Origin of the sequence: Streptomyces sp. NPDC127595 (assembly GCF_042671685.1) — a bacterium.
Lineage (GTDB): Bacteria > Actinomycetota > Actinomycetes > Streptomycetales > Streptomycetaceae > Streptomyces.
In genome coordinates, this window is record NZ_JBHXWK010000010.1 from 129565 (window position 1) to 146191 (window position 16627).

11 protein-coding genes are annotated in these 16627 nt (G+C 71.9%); 4 read left to right on the plus strand and 7 right to left on the minus strand.

All coding sequences use genetic code 11. From position 1 onward, the window contains the following. Positions 1 to 217: 217 nt before the first annotated feature. Positions 218 to 1246: a hypothetical protein gene (locus ACFVKT_RS29080; RefSeq protein ID WP_385736920.1), complete on the plus strand. Its 1029-nt coding sequence runs from the start codon at positions 218 to 220 to the stop codon at positions 1244 to 1246. Positions 1247 to 1427: 181 nt separating this feature from the next. Here ACFVKT_RS29080 and ACFVKT_RS29085 read toward each other — a convergent pair whose 3' ends face one another. After that, on the minus strand, positions 1428 to 3083 hold the full coding sequence (locus ACFVKT_RS29085) for a DUF6350 family protein (RefSeq protein WP_385736923.1): 1656 nt from the start codon (positions 3081 to 3083) through the stop codon (positions 1428 to 1430). Positions 3084 to 3191: 108 nt separating this feature from the next. On the opposite strand from ACFVKT_RS29085, the gene ACFVKT_RS29090 reads away from it, so the two are divergent. Next, positions 3192 to 4364 (plus strand): helix-turn-helix domain-containing protein, encoded by a 1173-nt coding sequence (locus ACFVKT_RS29090; protein ID WP_385737336.1) that lies wholly within the window; start codon positions 3192 to 3194, stop codon positions 4362 to 4364. Between the two features lie 110 nt (positions 4365 to 4474). Here the strand turns inward: ACFVKT_RS29090 and sucD are convergent, their stop codons facing one another. The 5 genes from sucD to ACFVKT_RS29115 form a co-directional block, all read right to left on the minus strand. After that, complete coding sequence (sucD, locus tag ACFVKT_RS29095) at positions 4475 to 5359, minus strand: succinate--CoA ligase subunit alpha (protein ID WP_385736925.1); 885 nt, start codon at positions 5357 to 5359, stop codon at positions 4475 to 4477. 21 nt (positions 5360 to 5380) lie between these two features. After that, positions 5381 to 6559 carry an ADP-forming succinate--CoA ligase subunit beta gene (gene sucC / locus ACFVKT_RS29100; RefSeq protein ID WP_365437097.1) on the minus strand — a complete coding sequence of 393 codons (1179 nt, stop codon included), beginning with the start codon at positions 6557 to 6559 and terminating at the stop codon, positions 5381 to 5383. A 407-nt stretch (positions 6560 to 6966) separates the two neighbouring features. Then, complete coding sequence (locus ACFVKT_RS29105; RefSeq protein WP_385736928.1) at positions 6967 to 8172, minus strand: VWA domain-containing protein; 1206 nt, start codon at positions 8170 to 8172, stop codon at positions 6967 to 6969. Next, positions 8169 to 11006, minus strand: coding sequence for a DUF5682 family protein (locus ACFVKT_RS29110; protein WP_385736931.1), 2838 nt, complete (start codon positions 11004 to 11006; stop codon positions 8169 to 8171). The genes ACFVKT_RS29105 and ACFVKT_RS29110 overlap by 4 nt, the downstream gene beginning before the upstream one ends. Next, positions 11003 to 12154: an AAA family ATPase gene (locus ACFVKT_RS29115; RefSeq protein WP_385736934.1), complete on the minus strand. Its 1152-nt coding sequence runs from the start codon at positions 12152 to 12154 to the stop codon at positions 11003 to 11005. The genes ACFVKT_RS29110 and ACFVKT_RS29115 overlap by 4 nt, the downstream gene beginning before the upstream one ends. Before the next feature lie 158 nt (positions 12155 to 12312). On the opposite strand from ACFVKT_RS29115, the gene ACFVKT_RS29120 reads away from it, so the two are divergent. Together ACFVKT_RS29120 and ACFVKT_RS29125 are read left to right on the plus strand one after the other, a co-directional pair. Further along, positions 12313 to 13689, plus strand: coding sequence for an SWIM zinc finger family protein (locus ACFVKT_RS29120; RefSeq protein ID WP_385736937.1), 1377 nt, complete (start codon positions 12313 to 12315; stop codon positions 13687 to 13689). Positions 13690 to 13720: 31 nt separating this feature from the next. Further along, positions 13721 to 15388, plus strand: coding sequence for a DUF5691 domain-containing protein (locus ACFVKT_RS29125; RefSeq protein ID WP_385736940.1), 1668 nt, complete (start codon positions 13721 to 13723; stop codon positions 15386 to 15388). 430 nt (positions 15389 to 15818) lie between these two features. On the opposite strand, the gene ACFVKT_RS29130 is transcribed toward ACFVKT_RS29125, so the two are convergent. Continuing rightward, positions 15819 to 16235: a cobalamin B12-binding domain-containing protein gene (locus ACFVKT_RS29130; RefSeq protein WP_385736943.1), complete on the minus strand. Its 417-nt coding sequence runs from the start codon at positions 16233 to 16235 to the stop codon at positions 15819 to 15821. Positions 16236 to 16627 lie beyond the last annotated feature (392 nt).

Here is a 16627-nt window from a genome sequence, read left to right on the forward strand (position 1 = left end):
GGGAGGATCCACCTGGGACCACCGTCCGGCGCGGGGAACGCCTTGCGCACGTGGGGCGTTGATCTGGGATGGGTACGTGTGGGTCCGGGACGGTTGTCCCGGGCACGCGTTCTTGGGGCGCCGGCCCTGCTTTTACGAAGTCCCGGGGCCCTGGTCCCGGGCACTTGCGCACGGGGCACGAGCCCGCCAGAACCACCAAGGGGAAGACGCACACCTGATGCCGGACCGCAGTCTCCGACTCCCTCCGCTCCTGCTGCGCGAGCGGCGCCCTTCGCCTGTGCCGCCACGGGAAGGCGAGGGCACCCCCGACTCCGGCCCTACGGGTGAGCGGGGCTCGGCCGACGGGAACGGAGCCTCGGGCGGACAGGGCCCGGACACGCCTCCCGCGGGCTCACCGTCGGTGGGCTCGACATCTTCGGACTCGAACTCTTCGGCCCCTTCGGGCTCTTCGACCTCATCGGGCTCTTCGGCCCCTTCGACCTCTTCGGGCTCTTCGGGCTCTTCGGGCTCGAACTCCGCGGGCTCAAGCTCCTCCGGCTCGGACGATAATCCGTTCGCTCCGCCACCGGAGGGGACGCCCGACCGGCCGTGGCAGCCACGGCGGCCCGCGCACGGGCAGCGCTCGGAGGGATCCGAGGGTTCCGACGGTTCCGAGGGTTCGGGCGAGCACGGTGAGTCCGGGAGGCCCGCCGGGCGGTCCCCGTGGGGCAGCCAGTGGAGCGACCGGCAGCCAGGACCGTCCAGCGGCGGCGGTTTCGGCGACCGCCCCGGTACGCCGCCAGGGCAGGGACAAGGCCAGGGTCAGGGTCAGGGCGGTCCGGAAGGGCCCGGCGCCGGTTCGCGCTGGGACCCGACGGACCCGGCCCAGCGCCGCGCACGGTTCGCGCTGCTCGCCGGTATGTGGGCGTTCTTCTTCGCCCTCTTCAACTGGCCGCCCGTCGCCCTGCTGCTCGGAGCCCTCGCCCTCTACTGGGGCATCAGCGCCCTGCGCGCCAAGCCCCGCACCCCGGACCCGGACAGCCCGGCGCCCGAGCCGGCGAACGCCCGCCCCCAGAAGTCCGCCGCGGTGAGCGGCCTGGTCACCGCGTCCCTGGCCATCGCGATGGTCGCCGCCGGCTTCGCCGCCCAGCTCGTCTACAGCGACTACTACACCTGCACCAACGACGCCCTCACCAACGTCGCAAAGCAGTCCTGCAACGACCTTCTGCCGAAGAACCTGCGGGGGATTCTGGGGACGCAGGGGTAGGTCAGGCGCACCGGCCGAGGTGCGCTTTTTCCGCCCCTCCGCCCCAGACCCCGCTCCTCAAACGCGCCTCCAGCCCGTCCGGCGTTTGAGGACGAGCGCGTCCAGCGCGATACGGCGGGTCTGGGGGCGGAGCCCCCGGATACAGGACGGGCCGGGGCAGAGGGGGCGAAAAAGCCCACCCTCAACCCAACTCCCCCGGCTCCACAGGAGCAGACGCCTCCTTGAGCGCCGCCCACCGGGCCTCCCGGGCAACATCCTCGTGCCACGGAGACCCCACACTGTCGGACGGCAGGAGGTCATACGGCTGGTCAAAGCCGGAACCCTCCCCCTGAGCCTGCGCCGGGCCCTCGGCCTGATCCGGCACCTGCCCCGGTGACTCCACCGCCGCCTTCTCCCCCCGAGAGACCCACGCCGGCAACCTCAACCTCGGCACCCGAACCCGCACTCGAGGCACCCGCCACACCCGAACCCGCCACCCCCGCACCCCCACCACCACAGGAACCCCCACCCCAATCACCCACAGCACCACCGCACCCCCCACCTGCCACCACACCGGCCCGAACTGGGCCAGCCCCGCCACCCCGAGCGCCCCCCCGGCCATCCCGGCCAGCACCGCGAACACACCCCCGCACAACCCACCCGCGACCAGCACCCCACCAACGGCCCGCCCCCGAGACCACACCACCGCACCCTCGGAACCGGTGCCGGTACCGGCACCCGCACCGGCGGCGGAACCGGCACCGGTACCGGTACCCGCACCGGCCCCGCCCCTCGGCACCGCCGAAGCCACCACAAACCACGCCACAGTCACCCCCGCGGCCACCGGCACCACCCCGCTCACCCAGCTCAACGGTGTCCCCGCCCCCGGCACCGCGGCCAACAGCGGAAAGGCCGGCAGCAGCGGACCGGGCGCCGCCGAGGACAACGGCCCCGCCACCTGCCCCGCCCCCAGGACAACGCCGGGACCGAGCCCGTACGACGCCCCCCACACCGCGGCGTTCGGCACGAGCGCCACGCACAGCAGCAGTACGGCGAACCGCCCCGACCACACCTCGGTGAGCTGAAGGAAGGAACCGCGGGCCGCACCCCCGTGCCACACCAACGACACGGCCACGAGCAACGCCCCTCCCCCGACCAGCACCGCCACCCCGGCTCCGGCGGCCCGCGCCGCACCCCCGAGGAAGCGACGAGCGTCCGGCGCGAAGACATGAACGTCGACGTGGCGACGTACGCCATCAGGCAGGGCATCGAGAGCCCGGCGCGCCCACGCGGGGATGGGCTCGCGCGGATGCCCGTACGCCGTCCACACCCCCGCCCCGGCCGCACCCGCGGCAAGCAACGGCAGGCATACGACGGTCCACAGCCACGAGGGCCGCAGCTCCCCGCCCGAGGCGTACAGGGCGGCGGCCCCGCCGACGGACAGATAGCCGCCGACGACACCCGCCCACGCCGTACGGGGAGCCGCTTCTGACTCATCATCAGCCGCGTCGCGCCCCGCCCGGTGCAGCAACCACACCGGCAGCATGACGAGGAGCAGCGGTGTGACACCCACCGGCATGGGCGCTCCGGAGAGGGTGTCGGTGCGGACGAGTTCGACGCCGTGGGCCAGCAGCCAGAGGGCGGCGGCCATGTGCAGCGCGCCGCCCGGTCCGCTGTCGGGGTACGGGGAACTGATCCACAGCACCATGACGAGGACGGCGAACGAGCCGAGTCCGAGCCCTGCGGCAAGGGCACCACCCAGGAGGCTGGCAGCCAGTCCGGGGGATCGGTCGCGCATCCGGGTGAGCAAGGGCGACAACGACAGCCTGCGGTCGGTCATTTGGGTCACGCCCGTCATGCTCCCAACGACACGCGCTTTCTCGTCGTAACAGGCGAACCCCGGATGTGTCGCTCAATATACAGTTATGTACTTTTTCGTACGAAGGGGCGCGCTGTGGAGTCCGAGCTGACACAGAGCCCTGCGCCCCCGCTGCCATCCCCCAAGGAACGCCGCCGCCTGCGCGAGGCCAAGTCGCTGAGCCAGGCCGAGGTTGCGGCCAGATTGGGCGTCACCCGCGAGACGGTGCGCTCGTGGGAGAACGGCCGCACGACGCCGCGGGGCCGCAAACGGGGAGCGTACGTGAAACTGCTGACCACACCGGAGCCGGCAACGTCCGCCGACGTCGAAGACGAGGCCGAGACAGCGGCGGAGACCGAGGTGACCGCCCGTCAGGAACCGGTCACCGAAGCCGAACCCGAACCCGACGCCGCAGTCACAGCCACAGCCACAGCTGGGCCCGAGGGTGAATCCGACCCGCCGGCTCCTTCACCCCCACCCCCTCCCCTGACGCCCCCTCAGGCCTTCGACGCCCTCTACGCGTTCTGCACCCCCGCCCTCGTACGGCAGGCGTACCTCCTCACCGGCCGGCGCGAGCTGGCGCGCGAGTCCGTGGAGCGGGCCTTCCAACTGGCCTGGCACCGCTGGCCCGAGGTGGCCGTGGACCGGGATCCGGCCGGATGGGTGCGGGCGACGGCGTACGAGTACGCGCTCTCCCCCTGGCACCGGCTGCGTCCCGGGCACCGGCATCCGGAGGCACCGCCCGCCGATCCGGCGGACCGCGCGCTGCTCGACGTATTCCTGAAGCTGCCGCCGGTGTACCGGCGCACACTGCTGCTGTACGACGGGATCGGCCTCGACCTGCCGGACACCGCGGCCGAGACGGAGGCGAGCACGCCCGCGACGGCCAACCGGGTGATGTACGCGCGTGAGGCCGTCGCCGCGCGGCTGCCGGAGCTGGCCGCGCCCGACGAACTGCACCGGCGGCTGAGCGGGCTGGCCGCCACGGAGCGGCTGCGCGCGGCGAAACCACGCTCCGTCCGTTACGGCAGCGAACACCGTGCCCGCACCTGGACCCGCGCCGCCATCGCCTTCACGGTCCTGCTCATCGGGGCCACCTCGCTGACCCTGCGTACGGCTCCGGACCACTACGAACCCCCCATGGCCCCCGGCGCGACGGTCCGCGGTCTGCCGCCCCGCGCCGCCTCGGGTCCGCTCTCCGACGAACAGCTGGAACTGCACGCCTTCCTCAAGTCCCAGACGGTGAGCGGCCCGGAGAGGCTGGTGCCGGAGACCCGCTGAGTGCGGGTCAGCGGGGGTCCGCCGAACGAACGGACGGGCCCGCACCCCGGTGAGGGGGTGCGGGCCCGTCCGTGCGTTCGGCCAGGAAAACTCAGCCGCTGAGGCTGTGCCTAATTGCCCAGAATGGCGCGGGCCAGCTTCGCCGTCTCGGTCGGCGTCTTGCCGACCTTGACGCCGGCGGCCTCAAGGGCCTCCTTCTTCGCGGCGGCCGTGCCGGAGGAGCCGGAGACGATGGCGCCGGCGTGGCCCATGGTCTTGCCCTCGGGCGCGGTGAAGCCCGCGACGTAACCGACGACCGGCTTCGTCACGTTCTTCGCGATGTAGTCCGCCGCACGCTCCTCGGCGTCGCCACCGATCTCACCGATCATCACGATCAGGTCGGTGTCGGGGTCGGCCTCGAACGCGGCGAGCGCGTCGATGTGCGTGGTGCCGATGACCGGGTCGCCACCGATGCCGACGGCGGAGGAGAAGCCGATGTCACGGAGCTCGTACATCATCTGGTACGTCAGCGTGCCGGACTTCGAGACCAGGCCGATGCGGCCCGGCTTCGTGATGTCGCCCGGGATGATGCCGGCGTTCGACTGGCCCGGGGTGATGAGACCGGGGCAGTTCGGGCCGATGATGCGGGTCTTGTTGCCCTTGGCCTTCGCGTACGCCCAGAAGGCGGCGGAGTCGTGGACGGCGATGCCCTCGGTGATGACGACCGCGAGGGGGATCTCGGCGTCGATGGCCTCGACGACGGCGGCCTTGGCGAAGGCCGGCGGTACGAAGAGGACGGATACGTTCGCGCCCGTCTTCTCGATCGCCTCGGCGACCGTGCCAAAGACCGGGATCTCGGTGCCGTCGATGTCGACCGACGTGCCCGCCTTGCGCGGGTTCACGCCGCCGACGATGTTCGTGCCGTCCGCGAGCATGAGCTTGGTGTGCTTCAGGCCCGTGGAGCCGGTCATGCCCTGGACGATGACCTTGCTGTCCTTGTTGAGGAAGATAGCCATGGCGGTTGTTTCCCTCGTCCCTTACTTCGCAGCCGCGAGCTCGGCGGCCTTGTCGGCCGCGCCGTCCATGGTGTCCACGCGCTGCACGAGCGGGTGGTTGGCGTCCGACAGGATCTTGCGACCCAGCTCGGCGTTGTTGCCGTCGAGGCGCACGACGAGGGGCTTGGTGACTTCCTCGCCCTTGTCCTTGAGTAGCTGGAGGGCCTGGACGATGCCGTTGGCGACCTCGTCACAGGCGGTGATGCCACCGAAGACGTTGACGAAGACGGACTTGACGTCCGGGTCGCCGAGGATGATCTCCAGGCCGTTCGCCATGACCGCGGCGGAGGCGCCGCCGCCGATGTCGAGGAAGTTGGCGGGCTTGACCCCACCGTGGTTCTCACCGGCGTACGCGACGACGTCGAGGGTCGACATGACCAGACCCGCGCCGTTGCCGATGATGCCGACCTCGCCGTCGAGCTTGACGTAGTTGAGGTTCTTCGCCTTGGCGGCGGCCTCGAGCGGGTTGGCCGCGTCCTTGTCCTCGAGCGCGGCGTGGTCCGGCTGGCGGAACTCCGCGTTCTCGTCCAGGGACACCTTGCCGTCGAGGGCGATGACCTTGCCGGAGGCGACCTTCGCCAGCGGGTTGACCTCGACCAGGAGGGCGTCCTCCTTGATGAAGGTGTCCCACAGGGTCACGAGGATCTCGGCGACCTGCTCCGCGACCTCGGCCGGGAACTTCGCCTGGGCGACGATCTCGCGGGCCTTCTCGATGCTCACGCCTTCGTTGGCGTCGACCGGGACCTTCGCGAGGGCCTCGGGGTTCTCCTCCGCGACGACCTCGATCTCCACGCCGCCCTGGACGGACGCCATGGCGAGGAAGGTGCGGTTGGTGCGGTCGAGGAGGTACGAGACGTAGTACTCCTCGACGATCTCGGGCGCGGTCTCGGCGATCATCACCTTGTGGACCGTGTGGCCCTTGATGTCCATGCCGAGGATGTCCGTCGCGCGAGCGACGGCCTCGTCCGGGGTGGCGGCGAGCTTGACGCCGCCGGCCTTGCCTCGGCCACCGACCTTCACCTGCGCCTTGATGACGGACTTGCCGCCAAGACGCTCCGTCGCCTCGCGGGCTGCCTCAGGCGTGTCGATGACTTCACCGGCCAGCACCGGTACACCGTGCTTGGCGAAGAGGTCCCTCGCCTGGTACTCGAACAGGTCCACGCGCGTCCGTCCCTATCAGTGATCTCGCCGCTCTGCGGTCTGCTGTCTCCGTGGGCGTGCCGCGAAGGGCAACGTGACGTCCGCTGTCACAAGGGTGGCGCACACGGTGTCCGAGCGCGCGGCATGTCCGTCTCGCAGGTTATCGCCGCCGGACGCGGGTCCCTAAATCGCAGGTCGCACCTGAGCGGTGATACCGGTCACAGAGCGTCCCGAGGCAGGGCCTCACCGGGCTGGGGTTTGTCCGGTGAGGCCCTTTGAACAGCCCCGGAGGGGGCCCAGGGCGGTTGTTCCCCACCCCAATGGGACCAACCGGCCCTTCCGCGGACTTCCGGTTCGGACGGGCCGAAGGCCTTCGGCCGTCCGGGTTCATCAGCCGGGGAAAACGGGAACGTCCTGGAACCTGTCCCTCACCTGGTGTCCGGTACCGGCAACGGTCGCTTCTCGATGGCCGCCGCCATCACCTCGGGAAACAGATCGGGTGTGCAGGCGAACGCCGGCGCGTCCAGCGCCGCGAGAGCCGCCGCGTGCTCACGGTCGTACGCCGGCGCCCCCTCGTCGGACAGCGCGAGCAGTGTCACGAACTGCACCCCCGACGCCTTCATCGCCGCGACCCGCTTGAGCATCTCGTTCCGTATCCCCCCTTCGTAGAGGTCGCTGATGAGCACGACGACCGTGTCGGCGGGCCGGGTGATCTGCGACTGGCAGTACGCGAGGGCTCTGTTGATGTCCGTACCCCCGCCGAGCTGCGTGCCGAAGAGGACGTCGACCGGGTCGTCGAGCTGGTCGGTCAGGTCGACGACGGCCGTGTCGAAGACGACGAGCCGGGTGGTGATGGACCGCATGGACGCGAGGACGGCGCCGAAGACGGAGGCATAGACGACGGAGGCCGCCATCGACCCCGACTGGTCGATGCAGAGGATGACCTCCTTCTTCACGGACTGCGACGCACGCCCGTAGCCGATCAGCCGCTCGGGCACGATCGTGCGGTACTCGGGCAGGTAGTGCTTCAGGTTCGCCGCGATGGTGCGGTTCCAGTCGATGTCTTGGTGGCGAGGCCTGCTGATCCGGGCGCTGCGGTCGAGGGCCCCGGTGAGCGTGGCCCGGGTACGGGTGGCGAGCCGCTTCTCCAGGTCCTCGACGACCTTCCGTACGACGGCCCGAGCGGTCTCCTTGGTCGTCTCCGGCATCGCCTTGTTGAGGGAGAGGAGGGTGCCCACCAGGTGTACGTCGGCCTCCACCGCCTCCAGCATCTCGGGCTCCAGCAGAAGGGCGGACAGCCCGAGCCTGTCTATGGCGTCCCGCTGCATGATCTGGACGACCGACGACGGGAAGTACGTCCGGATGTCCCCGAGCCAGCGCGCGACGGACGGCGCGGACGCCCCGAGCCCCGCCGAACGGTCCCGCCCCGTCTGCCCCTTGCCCCCTTTCCCGTACAACGCGCCGAGCGCCCCGTCCATCGCGGCATCCTGCCCGGTGAGAGCGCACCCGGTGCCGTCCGCCTCGTCGCCCCCGAGCACGAGCCGCCAGCGCCGCAGCCGCTCACCCGCAGCGCCGGTCGTGTCGCTTGCGTGGGTCGCAGCGACTACGTCGGTCGCGTCCACCGGTGCGGTCATCGGGCCACCTCCACAAGGTTGTCGTCACTCAGCCGGTCGCCGGCAGAGGCTGCGCCGCCATCGGATTCGTCCAGGCCTAGCAGCAGCCGCAGCACCGGCAGTACGGCGTCCGCGCGCTCGGGGTCGAGCTCAGGGGCGAACCCTGGTATCCCGGAGGCCGCGGCCACCGCGCTGCCCCTCGTCCCTGGACCGCGCCTGATCAGCTCACCCAACGTCCGGCGCACCCCGGCCTCGTACGCCGAGAACGTCCGCCGCAGCAACGGCAGCACATCCGTGAACGCCTCCGCCGGCACCCCGGTCAGCCACGCGTCCACCAGCCCGAGCAGCCGCTCGTCGTGCAGGAGCAGCATTCCGCCCCCGGAGCCACCCCCGACGAACCCTTCGATCCACGCGGCGGCGTCCCCCGGCGCCGTCCCGGGCGAGAGCACGAGACCCATGAGCCGGGCAGCGTCGTCCTGCGCCAACTCGCCCTCGTCCAGCAGCAGTCGTACGGCCCGCCCGCGAATCACCCCGGGCACGGTGTCCCGCCCGGCCAGCACCCGAAGCACGGACTGCCAACGGCGACGTATGCCCCCGGAGGGCGCCCTGCCGTCGGACGACGGTCTGGAGTCGGATGACACGGGGGCGTCAGACGGCACGGCGGGGTCAGACGGCCCGCGGGGGTCAGTCGACCCGCGGGGGTCATTCGACCCGCCGGGGTCAGTCGATCCGCCGGGGTCGGGTGACGCGCCGGGGTCAGTCGACCCGCCGGGGTCGGGTGACGCGCCGGGGTCAGTCGACCCGCCGGGGTCGAGTGACGCGCCGGGGTCAGTCGACCCGCCGGGGTCGAGTGACGCGCCGGAATCGGGTGACGCGCCGGAATCGGATGGAACAGCGGGGTCGGGTGACGCGTCGGCGGCGAGTGGCACAACGCGGCCGAGTGACGTGGTGGCGACAGGTGATCCGATGCCGCCCGTCGCCGCCCCCGTCCCCGCCACGTCCCCCGTTCCCGACCCCGCCAGCAGCCCCACCGCCCCCTGCACCGCGTCCACATGGCGCCGCATCTCCTCGGCGGCCTCGGCGTCGAGAGCCGTGCAGGCCGGCGGAAGTCCTACGAAGATCCGCTCGGCGAGGCCCGCCGCGACCTCGCTGAGGGCCTGTGTGTCGGTGCCGCGCACATCGCCGTAGCGCAGGGAACGGACCAGTGCGGGCAGGACCTGGGCGAGGTGTCCGACGTCGGCGTCGAGGGCCGCCCGGTCGGCGAGGACCCGCATGACCACGGGAAGCGCGTCGGGGAGGTCGGCGAGGAGGCAGCGCTCGGCGAGTGCCGTGACATCGGCCAGGGAGCCCGCGCCGATGGCGTCCGCGTCGGCCTTGGCGGTCGCGGCGGAGAGGACGGTGGTGCCCCACACCCCGGCTTCGGCGACCCGCACGGACAGCTCGGGCTCCCAGCGCAATCGCCAGGTCTCCCGGAAGGTTCCGGTGCTGCCGCGCGACGCGACGGGCTCGCCCCAGCCGATGGCCAGCAGCCGCAGGCGGTGCAGGAGTCTGCTCCGTCCGGCGTCGGTCTCCTTGCGCAGGTCGAGCTCCAACTCCCGCTCCGCCGCCTCCGGTTTGAGGCGCAGACTCCGCTGAAGCCGCGCGAGGTCGCGCTGCAACGGCACCGCGGGTGCGGCCTCCGGCACCTCCCCCATCACGTCACCGACCACGAGCCGGTCCCGCACGAGCGCCAGCGGCACGTCCGAGCCCTCGCACATCACGGCTCGTACGGCATCGGTGGTCTCGGTCAGCCCGGGCAGCGGGCGGCCGCGCATCGCGGCGAGCGTGTCGGCCAGCCGCACCGCCTCGATGACGTGCGCGGACGAGACCATCCGGTCCTCGTCGCGCAGCAGCCGGGCGACCTTCGTCATCCAGCGCTCGACCGGACGGTCGGGGGCGCCGAACAGATGCCCGTACCAACCCGGCGAGTCGATGCCCGCCCCGTACCCGCTGACCCGGGAGAGCCGGCGGTGCGTCCACGGCACCCAGGTCATGTCGGCCTTGGCCTTGGGCAGCCCCTTGAGCAGCGCCCGGTCGGCGCCGACGGTGGTCTTCTGCCGCAGTGCGGGGACATGCCAGGCCCCGCACACCACGGCCACCTCGTCCCCGAACTCCCGCTGTGCCGAGCGCATCTGGAGCCGCATGTACGCCTCGCGCAGGAGATCCCGCTCGTGCCCGCCGACTCCGTACGCCTCGCGCAGCGCCCCCATCGCCTCCTCGAGCACGGTGAACGGCGCGAACGGATCACCTCCCGCCCCGCTCCGGTGCTCGACCACGTCCTCCCACCACCGCTCGGGATCGTCGTAACCGGCGGTCTCGGCCAGCACGGCAAGGGGGTCGACACGGACGGCTTCCGAGGCGACGTCCTCCCCGTCCTCCGATGAGGCCTGCTCCTGCCCCCAGGCCAGCGTGTGGGTCGCCGGAAGGTCGATGAACCGGGCAGGGACTCCGTGATCGAGCGCCCAACGGATGGCCACCCACTCCGGGGAGAACTCGGCCAGCGGCCAGAAGGCCGAGCGGCCGGGCTCGTCCACGACGTGGGCAAGGAGGGCGACCGGGGGCCGCATGTCCTGGTCGGCCGCGAGCGGGATGAGATCGTCCGCCTCCGGCGGCCCCTCGATCAGTACGACCCGGGGAGCCGCCGCCTCCAGTGCGGCACGTACGGCCCGCGCGGACCCCGGCCCGTGGTGCCGCACGCCGAGCAGCAGTGGCCCGCGACCATGATCCCCTCCCCCAGGCGGTGGCCTCTCGACGTCCGTCACACGTGTCCCCTCAGTCTCGACGTGCTCGGCGCTCTCCTCCCGGACTCCGCTCATACGCTCACCTCCCGGCAGGCTCGGTAGAAGTCCTTCCAGCCGTCCCGCTCGCGGACGACCGCCTCCAGGTACTCCTGCCAGATGACGCGGTCGGCCGCCGGGTCACGGACGACGGCGCCGAGGATGCCGGCGGCGACGTCACTCGCCCGCAGCACGCCATCGCCGAAGTGGGCTGCCAGGGCAAGCCCGTTGGTGACGACGGAGATCGCCTCGGCGGTGGAGAGCGTGCCGCTGGGCGACTTCAGCTTCGTACGCCCGTCGGCCGTGACTCCGTCGCGCAGCTCGCGGAAGACGGTCACGACGCGGCGGATCTCGTCGATGCCGTCCGGCGCTGAGGGCAGGTCGAGGGAGCGGCCGAGCTGGTCGACGCGGCGCGAGACGATGTCCACCTCGGCGTCGGCGCTCTCTGGGAGCGGCAGCACCACCGTGTTGAAACGGCGGCGCAGCGCGCTCGACAGCTCGTTGACCCCGCGGTCGCGGTCGTTGGCCGTGGCGATCACGTTGAAGCCGCGGACGGCCTGCACCTCGGAGCCCAACTCCGGTATCGGCAGCGTCTTTTCCGACAGGATCGTGATGAGTGTGTCCTGGACATCGGCGGGGATACGGGTCAGCTCCTCGATCCGCGCGGTCATCCCTTCCGCCATGGCGCGCATGACCGGGCTCGGCACCAGGGCGGCCCGGCTCGGCCCGTGCGCGAGCAGCTCCGCGTAGTTCCAGCCGTACCGGATCGCCTCCTCGGGCGTGCCGGCCGTGCCCTGCACGAGCAGCGTGGAATCGCCGCTGACCGCCGCGGCGAGGTGCTCGGACACCCAGGTCTTCGCGGTGCCGGGCACACCGAGCAGGAGCAGCGCCCGGTCGGTGGCGAGGGTGGTGACAGCGACCTCGACGATGCGGCGCGGTCCCACGTACTTGGGTGTGATCACCGTGCCGTCCGGCAGCGTGCCGCCTTGCAGATAGGTCGCCACGGCCCACGGCGAAAGCCTCCAGCGGGCCGGGCGAGGCCGGTCGTCCTGCGCTGCCAGCGCGGCGAGTTCGGCGGCGAAGGCGTCCTCGGCGTGCGGCCGCAACACCTCTCCCGCGTTGTGCGGGGCCGCGCCCGCGGGCGGATTGACGGACGTCGATTCACTCGGCTCAACGGAAACAGACATGGCTAGGTCCCCCTCCAGCTCGGCCGGTTCGATCGCTTGGTTCGATCGGCCGGTTCGGACTGGTTCCACCGTGCACCACACCACTGACAATGCGATCTGACCTGCGCAAACGCACTCGCGAGAGTCGATTGTCAGTGGTGGGACCTACCTTCGATGACATGACTCAGCAGGGGGTGCGCTGGACTGCAGATCAGGTGCTGGCACTGGCGCCTGACGCAGCGTCACGCAAAGCGGGAAGCAAGCTCGGCGCGACCGGGCCGTGGTCGGAGGCAGGCAGTTCTGACGAGGGGACGGTATGGGGACTGTGCGCGGGAAGTGGCAGCAAGCCGTATCAGACGGTCATCGATATCGCGGACTCCACCGGGCCCGCGTACAAGTGCAGTTGCCCCAGCCGCAAGTTCCCGTGCAAGCACGCTCTCGGGCTGCTGCTGCTCTGGGCGGGCGAGGAGGGCACGGTGTCGCGGGGGCCTGCGCCGGACTGGGCGGAGCAGTGGATAGAGGGGAGACGACAGCGCGCGGCGGAGAAGGCGACGACGACGGGCGGGGCATCTGGGACGGCCTCGCCGGGTGATCCGGAGGGAGCGCGGCGCCGGGCGGAGCGGCGGGCCGAGCGGATCACCGCGGGCGCGGCGGAGTTGGAGCAGCGGCTGGCGGATCTGCTGCGGGGCGGCCTGGCCGGAGCCGAGCAGGCGGGGTACGGGCTGTGGGAGGAGACGGCGGCCCGGATGGTCGACGCGCAGGCACCCGGACTGGCCGCTCGGGTGCGGGAGTTGGGGGCGATCCCGTCGTCCGGGCCGGGCTGGCCGGTGCGGCTCCTGGAGGAGTGCGCGCTGCTGCACCTCCTCGACCAGGGCTGGCTGCGGCGCGAGCGGCTGCCGGACGGCCTTGCCACGACAGTCCGTTCCCGGATCGGACTGCCCGGCTCGGCGGACGGTCCACCGGTGCGCGACCGCTGGCTGGTCCTGGCCCAGTACGACACGGTGGACAGCCGGCTCACCACCCGCAGGATCTGGCTGCACGGATCGGAGTCCGGCCGCACGGCCCTGCTCCTCTCCTACGGAGCGGCCGGCCGCGCACCGGAACTGGCCCTGCCCCTCGGGCTGGCCTTCGACGCGGAGCTGTCCGCGTACGCCGGCGCCGGGCAACTACGAGCAGCACTCGGCGAACAGTTCACACCACCGGCCCCCACCACGACACGGCCACCGGGAGTCACCACACCCCAGGCGGCGGCCCGCTACGGAGAGGCCCTGCGGGCCGATCCCTGGCTCGACTCCTACCCCATAACGCTCGACCGGGTCATACCGACCCCGGACGGGGACACCACCGCGGGCCCGCCACGCTGGCAACTGGCCGATGCCGACGGCGACTTGGCCCTGCCCATCACCCCGTCGCGCCACTCCCTCCCCGGCCTGTGGCGCCTCGCCGCCCTCTCCGGCGGCGCTCCCGTCACCGTTTTCGGCGAGTGCGGTCACCACGGCTTCACTCCGCTGACGGCCTGGCCGGAAGGCCCGGGAGAGGCGGTGCCGCTGTGCTGACCAGCTCCGTACGGAAAGGATGCCGACGCTCATGAACACGACCTCTGCTCCCGCGGGCGCGCCCGTTGGGGGCTCCTGGGAGGACCTCGTCACCGTGGCGCTGCTCGGGACCGAGCGGCGTACACCTCCAGGGTGCGGGCCGGGACAGGACGCACCGATGGCCCTGCTGGACGCGGCCGCCGTGGAGACCTTGCGGCGGCGGGCCGGGGTGCGGCCTGCGCGGGCGGCACCCCGGCCCGAGCCGGCGGCGCCGGATCCACGCCCGCCCCTGCCTCCCGCCGCGGCCCACAGACTCACGCTGCTGCTGGCGGACCGGCCTGGCACCGGAGGCGGTGGCCGCAGAGGAACGGCACCGGACCTCATGGAACTGCTGCCGCAGTGGCTCGCCCTGGCCAACGCGCGCGGCTTCGCGGCACCCCCGCAAGTCCTGCCCGCGCTCCTGGACGCAGCCCGGGGCCGTACGGATCTACGCCCCGCCGCGCTGACCTTCGCCGGGCCGCGCGCCCTGTGGCTGGCACGGCTGAACCCGGACTGGCGCTTCGCCCTGCGCTCCATGCCGGGCGGGGGTACGGCGCTCCCGGACCCCGCTGAACCCATGGGGGTCCCCCCGCTCGAGCGGAGCCGAGAGTGGGGGAGCATACAACAGCTCTGGCAGGAAGGCCTGTTCGCCGAGCGGGTCGCGCTGCTCACGGCGATACGGACCCGGCAGCCGGCGTCCGCACGCGAGCTGCTCGCTACGACATGGGCGACCGAGCGGGCCGAGGACCGGCTGATGTTCCTCGACTCACTGCGGTCAAAGCTGAGCGCGGCCGACGAGCCTTTCCTGGAACAGGCACTCAGCGACCGGAGCCGCAACGTACGTGCGACGGCGGCGGAGTTGCTGTCCGCACTGCCGGAATCGGCGCTCGCCGCACGGATGGCGGCCCGAGCGGGTTCCTGCGTGGCCGTCGACCGAACCCGGGGCACCCCCACGATCGTGGTCGAGGCACCGCACGAGTGCGACCCGGGCATGGAGCGGGACGGTGTGGTGCCGAAGGCTCCCGCGGGGCGGGGTGAACGGTCCTGGTGGCTGGGCCAGTTGGTCGAGGCGGCGCCGCTCGCGACCTGGCCGCGACGACTGGGCGGACGTACGCCGGAGGACATCGTCGCCCTGCCCGTGGCGGACGACTGGCAGGGAGAGCTGCATGCCGCGTGGTGCCGGGCCGCGGTGCGGCAGCGGGATCCGGGGTGGTCCAGGGCCCTCCTCGGGGCGCCCTCCGCCCCCGAGGCCGGGGGGCCGGGAGCGGTGTCCCTGGCGGAGCGGTCGAAACTCCTCGCCACGCTGGGCTCCGCCGAGCGGGCCGAGTGGGTGGCCGGGTTCATCGGCACGCACGGGTTGTCCGAGGCGTTTCAGTTGCTCGGGGCTTGTGCGGTGCCCTGGGCGGGGCCGTTGGGGCGGGCGGTGGTCGACGCGCTCGATATCGCGCGGGACGCGGGGAGTTACCCCTGGAGCTTCAGCGGTGTCATGGGGCTGGCCGAGCGTTGCCTCGACCCTGCGGAGGCCGTACGACTCGAAGCGCTCACGGGCGTTCCCGACGAGCCGGAACACGCCGCCCCCGGCGCCGGCAGCTACTGGTCCGAGGCCTTCCAACGCCTCGTCACCACCCTCCGCCTACGCGCCACGATAACCAAGGAACTCACCCCGCCCACCTCGGCGTAAAGGAGTCCCCTCGCCCCCTCCGCCCCTACCCATCCCGTATCTGGGGGCTCCGCCCCCAGACCCCCGCATCGCGCTGAACGCGCTCGTCCTCAAACGCCGGACGGGCTGAAAGTCCCTCCCCCGGCCGGAGTGAACAGCTCAACCCCCACCGGCGGGCGGAGGATCGGGACGGCATCGCCCGCCCGGAGCCGAAAAGCAATGCTGCTGCCCCCGCCACCCGCAGCCGACCGACGGCGGAAGGGGGCGTGCCGGTACGTCCACATGCCCGTCGCGTACGTCCGCGTCACCGGACCCCCACCCCACTGCCCGACGCCTGATCCGGCGGCGACGGGCGGGACGTACCGGCACGCCCCCGACCCACCCACGCACCCGGACGGCACACACACCGGCGCCAGCCGGCACGCACACGCAAAAGGCGCCCCCGCCAGCCCTACGCCCCAGCCGGCTGCCGAACATTCGCCCGTACCCAGTCCACGATCGACCCGGTGGTCGCCCCCGGAGTGAAGATCTCCGCGACCCCCTTCTCCTTGAGGGGAGCAATGTCCGCCTCGGGAATGATCCCGCCGCCGAAGACCTTGATGTCGGCCGCGTCGCGCTCCTTGAGGAGGGCGATGACGGCGGAGAACAGCGTGTTGTGGGCGCCGGACAGGATCGAGAGACCGATCGCGTCGGCGTCCTCCTGGATCGCGGTGTCGACGATCTGCTCGGGAGTCTGATGGAGCCCGGTATAGATGACCTCCATACCGGCATCCCGCAGTGCCCGCGCGATCACCTTGGCCCCGCGATCGTGGCCGTCGAGCCCCGGCTTGGCCACCACCACGCGGATCGGACCGGCTGCCACACCCATCACTGCCTCCATGAACCGACTACGCCAACCTGCACCAACACACACCGACAGCTATTGCACATTCCAAAGCCCAGCACACCATGCACACACCGGCCGCACACCACACGATCGCCCACCGCACAGGCGCCCCACCCCGCCCCGGCCGAGGAAGTGAACGAACGTTATCCCCAGCATCCCGCAACCGGCAGTTTCGCGGTGCATACCGAGGGGGAAATCACACGGTGGGACAAGTTAGCCGCGCACCGCTCCGGGTTCCTGCGGCACACGCACCGCATGGACCCGCGGCGCATGGACCACAGCCGGAGCCTGCGCAAGGAGAGCCGCTATCAGGTGGCCGCACCACGGCGTCGTCAGCGGGACACCGCGGTGGTGGGGCACATCGGCGATGGCAC

What these genes read in the sequence shown, in the direction of transcription:
- ACFVKT_RS29080 (WP_385736920.1), top strand. Translation starts at nt 218, where the DNA reads ATGCCGGACCGCAGTCTCCGACTCCCTCCGCTCCTGCTGCGCGAGCGG.
- ACFVKT_RS29085 (WP_385736923.1), bottom strand. Translation starts at nt 3,083, where the DNA reads ATGACGGGCGTGACCCAAATGACCGACCGCAGGCTGTCGTTGTCGCCC.
- sucD (WP_385736925.1), bottom strand. Translation starts at nt 5,359, where the DNA reads ATGGCTATCTTCCTCAACAAGGACAGCAAGGTCATCGTCCAGGGCATG.
- ACFVKT_RS29105 (WP_385736928.1), bottom strand. Translation starts at nt 8,172, where the DNA reads ATGACCGCACCGGTGGACGCGACCGACGTAGTCGCTGCGACCCACGCA.
- ACFVKT_RS29110 (WP_385736931.1), bottom strand. Translation starts at nt 11,006, where the DNA reads ATGAGCGGAGTCCGGGAGGAGAGCGCCGAGCACGTCGAGACTGAGGGG.
- ACFVKT_RS29115 (WP_385736934.1), bottom strand. Translation starts at nt 12,154, where the DNA reads ATGTCTGTTTCCGTTGAGCCGAGTGAATCGACGTCCGTCAATCCGCCC.
- ACFVKT_RS29120 (WP_385736937.1), top strand. Translation starts at nt 12,313, where the DNA reads ATGACTCAGCAGGGGGTGCGCTGGACTGCAGATCAGGTGCTGGCACTG.
- ACFVKT_RS29125 (WP_385736940.1), top strand. Translation starts at nt 13,721, where the DNA reads ATGAACACGACCTCTGCTCCCGCGGGCGCGCCCGTTGGGGGCTCCTGG.
- ACFVKT_RS29130 (WP_385736943.1), bottom strand. Translation starts at nt 16,235, where the DNA reads ATGGGTGTGGCAGCCGGTCCGATCCGCGTGGTGGTGGCCAAGCCGGGG.